General features: G+C 69.7%; 12 protein-coding genes. 7 read left to right on the top strand and 5 right to left on the bottom strand.

Annotated features, from left to right (window positions below; all coding sequences use genetic code 11):
- Positions 1 to 73 precede the first annotated feature (73 nt).
- The 3 genes from ACFYZB_RS38210 to ACFYZB_RS38200 form a co-directional block, all read right to left on the bottom strand.
- The gene (locus ACFYZB_RS38210) at positions 74 to 466 is read right to left on the bottom strand and encodes a nuclear transport factor 2 family protein (protein WP_388766309.1); all 393 of its coding nucleotides are present in this window, start codon (positions 464 to 466) and stop codon (positions 74 to 76) included.
- 83 nt (positions 467 to 549) lie between these two features.
- Entirely contained in the window at positions 550 to 1,788 is a 1,239-nt protein-coding gene (locus tag ACFYZB_RS38205; protein WP_388766307.1) for a cytochrome P450, cyclodipeptide synthase-associated, read from the bottom strand.
- Positions 1,789 to 1,853: 65 nt separating this feature from the next.
- Positions 1,854 to 2,012, bottom strand: coding sequence for a hypothetical protein (locus ACFYZB_RS38200; RefSeq protein ID WP_388766306.1), 159 nt, complete (start codon positions 2,010 to 2,012; stop codon positions 1,854 to 1,856).
- Positions 2,013 to 2,223: 211 nt separating this feature from the next.
- Between ACFYZB_RS38200 and ACFYZB_RS38195 the strand changes: the two genes are divergently transcribed.
- The 4 genes from ACFYZB_RS38195 (at position 2,224) to ACFYZB_RS38180 (ending at position 5,767) form a co-directional block, all read left to right on the top strand.
- The gene (locus ACFYZB_RS38195; RefSeq protein WP_388766304.1) at positions 2,224 to 2,784 is read left to right on the top strand and encodes a TetR/AcrR family transcriptional regulator; all 561 of its coding nucleotides are present in this window, start codon (positions 2,224 to 2,226) and stop codon (positions 2,782 to 2,784) included.
- Between the two features lie 198 nt (positions 2,785 to 2,982).
- Complete coding sequence (locus ACFYZB_RS38190) at positions 2,983 to 4,191, top strand: MFS transporter (protein WP_388766302.1); 1,209 nt, start codon at positions 2,983 to 2,985, stop codon at positions 4,189 to 4,191.
- A gap of 84 nt (positions 4,192 to 4,275) precedes the next feature.
- Positions 4,276 to 5,202 (top strand): MBL fold metallo-hydrolase, encoded by a 927-nt coding sequence (locus ACFYZB_RS38185; protein WP_388766300.1) that lies wholly within the window; start codon positions 4,276 to 4,278, stop codon positions 5,200 to 5,202.
- 271 nt (positions 5,203 to 5,473) lie between these two features.
- Positions 5,474 to 5,767 carry a hypothetical protein gene (locus tag ACFYZB_RS38180; RefSeq protein ID WP_388766299.1) on the top strand — a complete coding sequence of 98 codons (294 nt, stop codon included), beginning with the start codon at positions 5,474 to 5,476 and terminating at the stop codon, positions 5,765 to 5,767.
- 179 nt (positions 5,768 to 5,946) lie between these two features.
- Here the strand turns inward: ACFYZB_RS38180 and ACFYZB_RS38175 are convergent, their stop codons facing one another.
- Together ACFYZB_RS38175 and ACFYZB_RS38170 are read right to left on the bottom strand one after the other, a co-directional pair.
- Positions 5,947 to 6,618, bottom strand: coding sequence for a response regulator (locus tag ACFYZB_RS38175; protein WP_388766297.1), 672 nt, complete (start codon positions 6,616 to 6,618; stop codon positions 5,947 to 5,949).
- A 17-nt stretch (positions 6,619 to 6,635) separates the two neighbouring features.
- The gene (locus tag ACFYZB_RS38170) at positions 6,636 to 7,943 is read right to left on the bottom strand and encodes a sensor histidine kinase (protein ID WP_388766296.1); all 1,308 of its coding nucleotides are present in this window, start codon (positions 7,941 to 7,943) and stop codon (positions 6,636 to 6,638) included.
- A 32-nt stretch (positions 7,944 to 7,975) separates the two neighbouring features.
- Here ACFYZB_RS38170 and ACFYZB_RS38165 point away from each other — a divergent pair, with 32 nt between their 5' ends.
- Genes ACFYZB_RS38165 through ACFYZB_RS38155 form a run of 3 tightly spaced genes read left to right on the top strand, consistent with a single transcriptional unit; the run spans position 7,976 to position 11,641 of the window.
- Positions 7,976 to 8,347 carry an MmpS family transport accessory protein gene (locus ACFYZB_RS38165; RefSeq protein WP_388766294.1) on the top strand — a complete coding sequence of 124 codons (372 nt, stop codon included), beginning with the start codon at positions 7,976 to 7,978 and terminating at the stop codon, positions 8,345 to 8,347.
- 4 nt (positions 8,348 to 8,351) lie between these two features.
- The gene (locus ACFYZB_RS38160) at positions 8,352 to 9,119 is read left to right on the top strand and encodes an ABC transporter ATP-binding protein (protein WP_388766292.1); all 768 of its coding nucleotides are present in this window, start codon (positions 8,352 to 8,354) and stop codon (positions 9,117 to 9,119) included.
- A gap of 8 nt (positions 9,120 to 9,127) precedes the next feature.
- Complete coding sequence (locus ACFYZB_RS38155; RefSeq protein WP_388766290.1) at positions 9,128 to 11,641, top strand: FtsX-like permease family protein; 2,514 nt, start codon at positions 9,128 to 9,130, stop codon at positions 11,639 to 11,641.
- The last annotated feature ends 209 nt before the right edge of the window (positions 11,642 to 11,850 follow it).

Below are 11,850 nucleotides of genomic sequence, written 5' to 3'. Positions count from 1 at the left end.
TCAGCCTCTCGAGGTTCGCACGGCCCCCATGAGGACCTCCAGAAGGCAGCACGCGCCGAAGGTCCCGTCCGTGTCACTTGACGAGACCCAGGTTCCCGTCGTCGGGATGGCCGGTGACCAGGAGGGTGGTCTCTTCGACGCGCTGGAAGCGACCGTCGGGCGCGAACCGGGCGAAGAGGTAGACCTCGGTGCGGGACGTGCGGCCGTTGTGCTGAGTCACGGTGACGGTGTGGCGGTCGGCGTAGCGCAGCCCGTCGCGGAGTTCGTCGTGGACCTCTATGTGTCCGCTGCGGACCAGGGAGCGGAGACGTGTCATGTGCTGTGCGAAGGAGGTCCGGTCACTCCACACGCCATCCGTGCGCTGACGGTAGTCGGGGGTGAAGTGCCGGTCGAGGGCTTCGTCGAGGTCAAGGGCCGGTTTGAAGAGCAGGTCTGTGAGGGCGCGGGTGATGTCCGTGGGTGTCATCGCTGTTTTCTCCTGGAGAGGATGGCGGCGCCGTCCGGTGGGGCTGCTGCGGACGGGAAAGGTGCCGCCCGCCCCGCCGGAGGTCAGTGAAGTTCGGGCGTCCTTCGGGCGGGGGTGAATTCCACGCAGAGGGAGGCGGGGCCACGGGTGTACAGGCCGGTCTCCCGGTAGCGGAAGCCGGGGGTGTGGCGGACCTGGTCGAGCAGGGAGAGGAGCATCGCGGCGACGGTCTCGATCTCCGCGCGAGCGAAGGCTGCGCCGACGCACTGGTGGAGTCCCGAGCCGAAAGCCAGGTGTTGGGCGGCAGCGGTGAAGGAGCGGGCGGTGCCCAGGTCCGTACGAAGGATGTCGAAAGTGTCCGGCACGGCGAAGGCGTCGGGGTCACGGTTGGCTGCACCGATCATGCAGAAGACGGTGGCACCTGCCGGGACGGTGCTGCCGGCGAACACGGCGTCCCGCTCCGCCCGGCGGGGGACGAGCTGGACGGGCGGGGTGTAGCGCAGTGTCTCGGCGATCGCGGCGGACAGCAGGGTCGGATCCTGGCGGACCTGCGCCAACTGTTCCGGGTGGTCGATCAGGTGCTTGAAGAGGAGGGCGAGCGTCTTGTCGGCGGGCTCGGTGGCGGCGGCCAAGACGTTGATGATCAGCGCGGTCACCTCGCGGTCGCACATGGCGATGCCGTCGAACTCGGCGGTGCACAGCCTCGATATCAGGTCCTCGCCCGGGTGACGGCGGCGCTTTTGTATGACGGGAACGAGGTAGGCCTCGAGTTGCTCGGCACAGTCCATGCAGTGCCGGCGGCGTTCGGGTGTGAGGACGATACTGGTGATGAACTCGGCGACCCCGCTGTGCCAGGCGGCGACCTGCTGCCAGTCCTTCTTGTCCAGGCCGAGAACGTCGAGCGTCACGCAGACGGCCAGGGGCTTGCCGAAGTCGTTGACGAGGTCTAGCCGCCCCCAGGGAAGAAAGGGTGCGATGAGCTCGGCGGCGTTGGCGTGGATGGCGCGTATCTGGTCGTGCAGGGCCCGTCCGGTGAACGCGCGCACCACGATCTTGCGCTTGGCGGTGTGCTCGGCGCCGGTCATCTGGGCGAGGACCCGACCACGCATCACTGGCTCGGCACGTACCTGAAGCGTTTGGGTGGTGAACTCCTGATCGTCGGTCAGCACCCGCTTCACGTCCTGGTAGCGGGAGAGGAAGTAACTGTCGATCGCCGGCTCGTAGTGCACCGGTGCCTGGTCCCTCAGCCACGCGAAGTGGGGGTAGGGGTCGGCGGCGAAGTCCTCGGACAGGATGCTGAAGCCGGAGTTGACCATGGGCATGGTTGAGGATCTCCCGAAGGGGGCGGTAGCAGCAACAGACAGGGGCGGAACAGCGAAAGGCGGGTTCAGCCGGGGGGGGGATCGCCGTCCGCGATCCAGACCGCCGCCTCGGTCGTGGTGGTGCCGCAGTAGCCCCGGGCGGCGAAGGCGCCGATGGCGATGCGCAGCACCGTCTCGCGGCGCTCCTCGGCAGTGGACAGCTGACGGGTTCGCTCCCTGCTCATGTGAGTCCTCAATCACTCACACTTTTCTGTGGTCAGTGCCACGCCCACGGCAAGATCCTCCTGATCCCGTGCACTCACTGCACGACAGGATGGCCGGGGCGATCTGGCTTGCCGCCCAGCACAGCCACGCGGCGCGCCCGCGGTCCATGCGCGCTTGAAGAGTAGGACTCGGCCATGCTTGACGCAAACCATTCGCGTTAGAGTGGGTGTCATGGCTATCCGAAACGCAGTACGCCCCGGCGGCCGCAGCGCGCGCGTCCAGCAGGCTGTGCACCGGGCCGTGCGGGAACTGGAGGCCGAGGTCGGCCGGGCCGGGCTGACCGTGCCCCTGATCGCCGCCCGCGCGGGAGTCACTCCCTCGACGGTCTACCGGCGCTGGGGCGATCTGCAGGCGCTGCTGTCCGATGTGGCGGTGCAGCGGCTGCGCCCGGAGGCACCCCCGGCCGACCACGGCAGTCTTCGGGCGGATCTTCTGGCATGGGCGGAGCAGTTCCTGGAGGAGATGTCCTCGCCGGTGGGTGTGCATTACATCCACGACGCGCTGGCCGGCGACCCGGCGGACGGCGGCGCCGTCCGCTGCTCCGACTACGCGGTCGAGCAGTTGAAGGCGATCGGAGTGCGCGCGGCCGGGCGCGGCGAGGCGGTGCCGGACGTAGAGGGACTGCTGGACCGCGTGGTGGCGCCGGTGATGTACCGCATCCTCTTCCGCCCCGACGGCCTGTCGGTGGAGTACGTCCACCGCCTGGTGGCGGCGGCGCTCGAACCGTCCTGAGCGTCCGGACGCGCGGCCGTCCGTCCTGCCGGCGCGACGTCGGCCGTGACACCTCGGCGAGGCGTACCGGCGGCGGCTGCCCGGCGGCGCCGCCGCCGGTGTTCACCTCATAAAAGCGAATCCGTTGCGTTAGTGGCTGTGTGACGCCTACACTCCTTATCGCAAAGGCGTTGCTTTAAGCTCGTTCGGAGACGTTCCGTGCCCCTCCTCACAGCCACCCGGTCCTGCCCCCGCCGGCAGTCCTTCGCCCTCCAAGCCTCCATCCTGGTCGGTCTGCTGGCCGCCTCCAGCGCGCCGACGCCGCTCTACGCCCTCTACCAGGCCGAGTGGCACTTCTCGGCCCTCACGGTCACGGTCGTGTTCAGCGCCTACGCGCTCGCCCTGCTCGTGGCGCTGCTCGCCGTCGGCACCCTCTCCGACTACCTGGGCCGCCGCCCGGTGCTCGCCGGGGCGCTGCTCGCCGAGGCCGCCGCCATGGCGGTCTTCGCCACCGCGCACGGAGTGGCCGAGCTCATCGCCGCCCGGATCGTCCAGGGCCTGGCCACCGGCGCGGCGTCGGGAGCAGCCGGGGCCGCGCTGCTCGACTTCGAGTACCCCGGCCGCCCGGGCCGGGCCGCGCTGGCCAACAGCGTCACCCCGGTGAGCGGCATGGCGGCCGGCGTGCTGGCCTCCACCGCTCTCGTCCAGTACGCCCCCGCACCGACGCACACCGTCTACCTCGTGCTGCTCGCACTGTTCACCGCCCAGGCCGCTGCCCTCGCCCTCACCCCGGAGACGGCGCACCCGCACCCGGGGGCGTGGCGCTCCCTGCGCCCCCGCATCGCCATCGCCCCCTGCGCCCGCCGGACGATGCTGCTCACCGCCCCCGGTGTGACCGCCGCCTGGGCCCTCGGCGGCTTCTACTCCTCGCTCGGCCCCGGCCTGGCCCGCACGATCGACCCCCTCACGCCCCGGGCCGTCGGCGGCCTGGTCTTCTTCGCCCTGAGCTCCGCCGCTGCCCTGGCGGTGGTCGCCGCCAGGACGCTGCCCGCGAGCACCGCGCACACCGGCGGTGCGGCGATGCTCATCCCCGGTGCCCTGCTGACCCTCAGCAGCCCCTACCAGCACAGCCTGGTCGCGCTGTTCGCCGGCACGGTGCTCTCCGGGGTGGGCTTCGGGGCGGTGACCCAGGGCACGCTGCGCCAACTGCTGTCCAGGTCGGCAGCCGACGAGAGCGCCGGGACCCTCGCCGCCTACTACGTGCTGAGCTACCTCGCCATGAGCATCCCGGCGATCCTCGCCGGAGTCCTGACGAACCGGTACGGCCTCACCACTGCCGTGTCCCTCTATGGCGCCACCGTCGTCCTCTTGGCCCTGACCGCCCTCGCCGTACCACCCCTGCCCCGGCGCCGGCCCGCCACCGACTGATCCCTCGCACAGACCTCGCCAACCGACCCCTCGCGCAGACCCCGTACGCCGCACCGGACGGACAGCACACCGAAAGGCAGACCGATGACCCACAACCAGCCCAGCCCCGCCGACACCCACGTCTCCTGGGACCTCGGCGAGATCACCGTCCGCCGGATCGACGAGATCGCGCTGCCCCCGCAGACCGGCCCCTGGCTCCTCCCCGCGGCCACCAAGGACGTCATCGACGAAGCGCCGTGGCTGCGCCCCGACTTCGCCGACGCCGAGGTGCCCCACCTCGCCAGCCACACCTTCGCCGTCGAGGCCGGGGGCCTGCGTATCCTCGTGGACACCGGCATCGGCAACGGCAAGGAGCGTGCCAACCCCGCCTGGAACGGCCTCGACACCGACTACCTGCGGCGCCTGACGGCTGCGGGATTCGCGCCCGAATCGGTGGACCTGGTGATCATCACGCATCTGCACACCGATCACGTCGGCTGGAACACCCGCCTGGACGGCGAGCGTTGGGTGCCGAGCTTCCCCAACGCCCGCTACCTCACCAGCCGTACGGAGTGGGACTACTGGGCGGCCGCCGACCTGGACGCCAACCGCCGGCAGATGTTCCTCGATTCGGTCCTGCCCGTCCACGACAACGGGCAGTTCGACCTCGCCGACGTCCCCGCCGAGGGACACCAGGTGGCGGCAGGCATCCGCCTGGTCCCCGCCGCCGGGCACACCCCGGGCCAGATCGCCGTGGAACTGCACGGCGCCGACCGCTCGGCCCTGATCACAGGCGACAGCATCCACCACCCCGTGCAGCTGTCCCACCCCCACCTGACCAGCTGCGTCGACATCGACCCCGAGCAGGCCGTGAGCAGTCGCCGCCGTCTCCTCGACCACCTGGCCGACACCGACGACCTGCTTCTCGGCACCCACTTCCCCAGCCCGACCGCCGGCCTGGTGCGCCGCGACGAGGGCCGCTACCGCCTGCTGCCCGAACCCGGCACCCCGACCCCAGCCGCCGCGGGGTGACCGGACGGGGCGCGGTCACCGGCCAAGTGACTCCTGGCCTCCGGGCAGGGCTTGAGCAGCTCGGCAACGCGGGCACGGGTTTCACCAGGACCGAATCCGCAGCTCAGGACACTCCGGCGCAGGCACCCGCCACGGTGACGGCGGACACGCCGGTGACGGTGGCATCCGCGGTCACCAGCACGGGCGTCAAGACCAGCCAGCACCTCGCCGGTGTATCGAAGTCGGCCCGACCGGCAAGCACACGCAACTGACGCGGACCGCGGGCACCGCTGTGTCGCTCGACCCCACCGAACCCGACCGCTGGTGCTCCGTCTCCCGCAACGACGGCAGGGCGCAGGAGTTGCAGCCCACTGCCAACCAGGTCGAGCGGGCCGTCGACATGGCCGTGCGCGGAAATCCGCATGCCGGCTCCATCCGGCAGGGCGGCTACCGCCACCAGACCGATATGAGCAGCATCGACCCGCAGGGCCTGTTCCCTGCGCCCATCCTGAACGGCCCGAAGGACACGCGTATCCTCGCCAACGTGATGCTCGGCACCCTGGCCCAGTACTGCCACCGCACTTGATGAATCGCCGCAGGTCGAACAGGGTGCCCCATCAGCTCTGCGGAGGCCGCCTCCCCCGCTTCGCGCCCGAGGACCGCATTGTCCTCGCCGGCCTTCCCCGCTGCCTCCCCCCGACAGGCCTGCCTGACCGGCACGGATGCACTCTCCGACAACGACAACGGCTCAGGGCCGCGGCGGCTTCAGCCGACGACGCCGTGTTCCCAGGCCCAGGCTGCGATCTCCACACGGTTGCGGGCCGGTAGTTTGTCCTGAACCCGGCTGAGGTGACTTTTGATGGTGCTGAGCGAGAGAGTCAGCCGTCCGGCGATCTCGCTGTTCGTGTGTCCGCGGGCGACCAGGCTCACGACCTTCAGTTCCTGGGGGGTGAGCCGTCGTGCGGCGGCGGCTGCGGTCTCGGCGCGCGATGGTCTGCTCAGGTGTTGCAGGAGCCGGACGGTGACGGACGGCGAGATGAGAGCGTCACCGCTGACAGCGGCATGCACCGCTTCGATCAGCAGTCGGGGGCCGGAGTTCTTGACCACGAAGCCGCTGGCGCCGGCGCGGATCGCTCCGTAGACGTACTCGTCCATGTCGAACGTCGTCAGGATGACGATCTTTGTGCCGTCCGTCGTGCCGTCCGTCGCAGCTCTCTGCGCCTGGCGCAGTCGCCTGGTCGCCTCCAGACCGTCCAGCCTCGGCATGCGGATGTCCATCAGGCAGACGTCCGGTCGCAGTCGGTCAACTGCCTCGACCGCCTCGACACCGTCGGATGCCTCCCCGACCACGGAGATGTCGTCCTGCCCCTCCAGGATGAGGCGGAAGCCCATCCGCACCATCTCCTGATCGTCGGCGATCACCACAGAGACGCTCACTACGGCTTCCCACTCCCTCACTTCACAGGTATGGACGCAGCCAGCTCCCAGCCGCCCTCGGGCATGCGGCCGCTGTTGAGCTCACCACCCAGTTCGGCCACCCGCTCCGAAAGCCCGACCATGCCGAAGCCGCTGGGGCGGAACCACACCCGCCCGCGCTGCTGACCGACCGCGTTGTCACGTACCCGGACGACGAGCCGGTCTCCGTCGGTTTCCAGCCTGACATGCACGGTGGTCGCTGTGCGGGCGTGCTTGCGGATGTTGGTCAGGCCCTCCTGGACCAGTCGTTCCACCGTTTTGGCGAGTTGCGTCGACCAGACGGCACCGTCCACGTCGTCCGCTACGTCCAGCCAGGCCTGCTGTCCCGTGCCGCTGAACTGGCCAACGAGCGCCTCGATCCTCGTCATGACGGGAGTGACAGGTGCCTGCGTCATGGCTCCGTCCACGTCACGCAGAAGTCGGACCATGCGGCTCATCGCCACCAGTCCTTCCTGGCCGGTCTGCTCGATGTTGGCGAACAGCTTGCGTGCCGTGACCGGGTCACGTTCCGCGATGTGTTCACCGGCCTGAGCCTGGACGACGACCGCCGTGACGTAGTGGGCCACGTGATCGTGCAAGTCACGGGCGAGATCAAGGCGTTCTGCCCGGCGTACGTTCTGCGCCGCGGTCCGGCGTCGGCCGTCCTCGGTTCGCAGGTAGCCGCCCAGCAGTGCGAACGCCACCGGAAGCAGGGTGAACAGGCCGTCGATGTCCTTGAGCAGCGGTAGATCCGACAGCGCCGGAGCGCGGCCCTCGATCCGCACCACCGCCACGAAGAGCGGGACCGCTGACAACACCAGCGGCACAGGCCGCCCGTACCGGCAGGCAAGACACAGCAGCACCAGCAACCCGGCCAGTTCTGCCCACCCCGGGGTGCGCTGCAGCACGGTGCCCTCTACCAGGGACGTGGTCAGCAGCGAAAGGGTCGCCACGACGACGGACAACGCGCAGGCCGTCCATTGCCGGCCGAACCGGTACAACCGCATCTGCGCAGCGGCGGCGGCCAGAGCCGTGACCCCGCTCGCGACGACCGCCACGCCGATGTAGCTGACGCTCACCACAGACGTGTCGAGCAGCACAAGCAGCGCACACAGACCCAGCGCGGCCACCGTCGCAGGCCAGGTAAGCCGGAGAGAGCGGGGCATGGCGAGAAGTCTAGACGGCCGCCGGCCGACCCCTTGGAGGGTGAGGAGCGGTACGTACTTTCGGCTGATGCCGCTGGAGCGAATACGGTCTTTCGACGGCATCGCGACCCGTCGCCGCTCCACAGAATGATGTGCGTGCAAGGCGCAATTTCCTCCCATCACCAGGAGCTGCCGTGACGTTCCCCGCGTTCCGTACTCATGTCACTTCCCTGCTGACGGCCGGTTCCCTGGCCGCGGCAGCCGTGTCACTCACCGGCTGCGGCGTGTTGGGCCCCAGCTATGACGTGAAGATGGAGGTGGCAGGCCCCGGCAGGGCCAACGTCGTCTACAGCTTCTCCGGCGACAACAACGGGAAGACCGCGTCATTTCAGAAGCTGCCCTGGACCATGGCGCAGAACGTCGGGTTCGGCTTCAACCAAGTGAGCGTCGACAACCCCGAACCCGGCACCTCCTGCCGCATCTACGTCGACGACAAGCTCAAGGACGAGGAGAAGAAGCCCAACGCCAAGGGATACCTGTCGTGCTCCGTCTCCCTGAAGGGCTGATCCGATGACCTCGACGAGCATGTCCGCTGGTACGGCGGTCCGCGCGAGGGCCGTCACCAAGGTGTACGGTGCGGACGAGCCCGGCACCACGGCGGCGGCAGGCGTCCAGGCGCTGCGCGGAGTCGACCTGGAGATCGGCAAGGGGAGCTTCCTGGCTGTCATGGGACCTTCCGGATCCGGGAAGTCCACCCTGATGCACTGCCTTGCCGGCCTGGACCGTCCGTCTTCCGGCACGATCACCCTGGAGGACACCGAGATCACTGCGCTGTCCGAGCGGCAGCGCACGGACCTGCGTCGCGATCGCATCGGTTTTGTCTTCCAGCAGTACCACCTGCTACCAGAGTTGAACGGCTCCGAGAACATCCTGCTGCCGCTGGAGATAGCAGGCCGCCGCCCCGACCAGGGCTGGCTGGACACGCTCGTGAGCGCCCTGCGGATCGGTGACCACCTCTCACGTCGGCCTTCACAGTTGTCCGGTGGACAACAGCAGCGCATCGGCATCGCTCGCGCGCTGGCGGCCCGTCCCGCAGTCGTCTTCGCGGACGAGCCCACCGGGAATCTGGACGCCAGGTCCGGCCGGGACGTACTGGAGTGCCTGCGGTACTCCACCCGTGAGTTCGGTCAGACGGTGGTGATGGTCACGCACGACCCCGTGGCGGCCTCGTATTGCGACCGCGTCGTGCTGCTGCTGGACGGCCGCATCAGCGGAAGGGTCGACGAACCCACTCCCGAGTCCGTGCTCGACGCGCTCCACAACCCGGTCAGGCGGTGAGGGCGTTGATGGCATCGGGACTGACCAAGGCGACTGTACGGCAGATCGCGACCAGGCCGTCACGGCTGCTGCTCACCGGCTGCACCCTGATGGTCACGGCATTCTTCCTGGCCGGTTCGATCATCTTGACCGACACCATGAAGCGGCAGTTGGCCGATGACCTCTCGACGGTCGCCGCGGGGACGGCCGTGGTGGTCGGCGCGGACGGCAACCAGCCGCTCGCCGACAAGCAGGTCGAGGAACTCGGGAAAACACCGGGGGTAGCCGGGGTCCAACCCGTGGCCACGGGCAGCGTACTTGTGCACGGCGCGGGCCGTGACCCCTACCCGTTGGTCGGCACGGCACTCACAGGTCCGCAGTCCCTCGTCCGCCCGGTGCGGGGCACCCTCCCTGACGGACCAGGTGAAGTCGTGCTCACGCGGGCGCTGGCCGACCTCCCAGGGATGGGAGTCGGCAGCCCGATCACACTCGTCGCCCAGGCCGGGGACGGCCCGGCCCGCAGCGCTCCTGCCCGAACGGTGACCGTGACGGTCTCGGGTGTCGTCCAGACCCCTTCGGCCATGGGAGCCGCGGTGCTCACCACGCCCGCCAACGCCCGTTCATGGCTGGGCACCGACGGCTGGCAACAGGCGCTGCTCCGCGTCACGGACCGCCCCGCCGCCGAGGTGGCGGCCGCGGTACAAGGTGAGCTGGGCACGGACTTCTCCGTGAGTACCGCCTCCCAACTGCGAGCAGAGGCGAACGGATCCAAGCGGGTCACCGCCGTGTCCACCCTGCTCACGATCTTCGTCTTGGTGGCCCTGCTCGCCGGAACCCTCATCGTCTCCACGACGTACCGGGTGCTGCTCGTCCGGGACCAGACACGGCTGGCCCTACTGCGCTGCGTGGGCGCCAGGCCAGGGCAGGTGACGCGGTCCATGCTGCTGCAGGCCGCGGGTTCCGGCCTGATCGCCGGTGCGGTCGGGACGGCCACGGCGGTCTGCTGCTCCTTCGCGATCACCGGAATCGCAGGCCTGCCCGGCCCCGAGATCTCGCCGCCGGCCCTGTCCGGATGTGTGCTCGTCTCCGTACTCGCCGCCCTCGCCGCCGCCATGCCGGCAGCGAGAGCCGCGGCACGCGTCGCACCGGTCGCCGCCCTGTCTGTGTCGAGCACCCGCCACGTGGCGGACCGTACCGGCCGCACACGCGCGCTGATCGGAGCTTTCTGCCTGGGCTGCGCGCTCCTGCTCATCGGCCTCGCCAGTCTCGGCGGCGCTGACGGTGCCACGGCGGCGCTCGGCTCACTCGCCTCCGCGATCGCTCTGTTCGGCTGTCTCCTCGCGCTCGGCCCAACACTGCTGCGCGGCGCGGCACGCGCCCTCCACCGGCCCGTGCGGGCGGCCGCCGGGCTGGACGGTGTTCTGGCGTTGCGCAACCTGAGCCGTGCCGCGCGCCGGACCGCGGCCTGCGCGACGGTCCTCACCGTGGGCATCACCATGGTCGCCGCAGTGCTTGTGGCATTGGCCTCGGTGGAGAAGGGAACGGACCAGCGGCTGCGGGAGCGCGACCCGCTCGACGTCGTGCTCGACGCGGCGCCCACCGGCTCGTCGGCCCTGACCCCGGCTGTGGTGGACGCCGTGGCGGCACTGCCCGAGACCCGCGCGGCAGTGCCCGTCACCCGCGTGGACGGCGTTGCCCTCGGCGGCAACGGCCGCCACCAGGAAATCGATGTCCGAGGCCTCGACCCCGGCCCCATCCCGGCACTGCTCGCCGACAGCCGACCGGACTCCCACGGCGGAGGCCTACGGCATGGACAAGCAGCCGTCTCCACGTCCCTGGCGGAGGCACTCGGGGTCCGTCCCGGCGACCGGATCTCGCTGCGGATCTCCGGCGACCGGAAGTCCAGCGCCGAAGTGGGCCTGATCCACCCGGACAACACCTCCCCCCTGTTGGGCGATGTCGCCGTCCTGCCAGAGGACTTCGCCGAACTGGCGCCCCACCCCCCGGTACGGTCCTTGTACATCACCGCCGTCCACCCGGACAACCCGTCGTCCCTGCGCACCCCGCTGGACAAGGCACTGCCGCCGAACGCTTCGCTCCACATCACCCACCAGGGCGAAGAACGGGCCGCCCTGCGACAGACCATCGACCAGCTGCGGATCACGGCACTGGGACTGGTCGGCATCACCATGCTGGTGTCGCTCGTAGGTGTGACAATCACCCTGACCCTGTCCTCGACAGAACGCGAGAGAGAGAACGGTGTCCTGCGAGCGGTAGGCATGCGCGGTTCACGTCTGCGCTCCGTGCTGGCCTGGGAAGCCGGACTGCTCGGCCTGTACGCAGCCGTCCCCGGCGTCACGCTGGGCTCACTCTACGGCGCGATGATGCTCGGCGCACTGCCCGGTCTCAGCAGCCTCACCATCCCGTACGGGCAGCTGGCGGTGACGTCCGTGAGCGCCCTGGCCCTCGTGCTGGGTGCCTCAGTGATCCCGGTCCTGCGTTCAGCAGCGGTCTCACCCATGATGGCTCTGCGGGCGGAATGACCACGCCCCCGCAGCACAGACAGGGTACGACGATCGTCAACCTCCGACAGACCGTCAGCGGCCGATTCCCATCGCAACACGCGAACGGAGAGCAAAGGAGCCGTACAGCGGCGCGTGTAACGGAGAAGTCCAGATGTCTCCGGCCGGCAGCACCTGGTCCCACGACTCGGTGACGACAGCGGGCAGCCACCATTCCAACCGCTGGCCTG

The organism is Streptomyces sp. NPDC001852 (assembly GCF_042891825.1).
GTDB lineage: Bacteria > Actinomycetota > Actinomycetes > Streptomycetales > Streptomycetaceae > Streptomyces.
The sequence above is the reverse complement of the archived record's forward strand: the minus strand, read 5'-3'. Positions and strand labels throughout refer to the sequence as shown.

Bases quoted from the DNA above. Each gene is read 5' to 3' on its own strand.
- ACFYZB_RS38210 (WP_388766309.1), bottom strand. From the start codon at position 466: ATGACACCCACGGACATCACCCGCGCCCTCACAGACCTGCTCTTCAAA.
- ACFYZB_RS38205 (WP_388766307.1), bottom strand. From the start codon at position 1,788: ATGCCCATGGTCAACTCCGGCTTCAGCATCCTGTCCGAGGACTTCGCC.
- ACFYZB_RS38200 (WP_388766306.1), bottom strand. From the start codon at position 2,012: ATGAGCAGGGAGCGAACCCGTCAGCTGTCCACTGCCGAGGAGCGCCGC.
- ACFYZB_RS38195 (WP_388766304.1), top strand. From the start codon at position 2,224: ATGGCTATCCGAAACGCAGTACGCCCCGGCGGCCGCAGCGCGCGCGTC.
- ACFYZB_RS38185 (WP_388766300.1), top strand. From the start codon at position 4,276: ATGACCCACAACCAGCCCAGCCCCGCCGACACCCACGTCTCCTGGGAC.
- ACFYZB_RS38160 (WP_388766292.1), top strand. From the start codon at position 8,352: ATGACCTCGACGAGCATGTCCGCTGGTACGGCGGTCCGCGCGAGGGCC.
- ACFYZB_RS38155 (WP_388766290.1), top strand. From the start codon at position 9,128: ATGGCATCGGGACTGACCAAGGCGACTGTACGGCAGATCGCGACCAGG.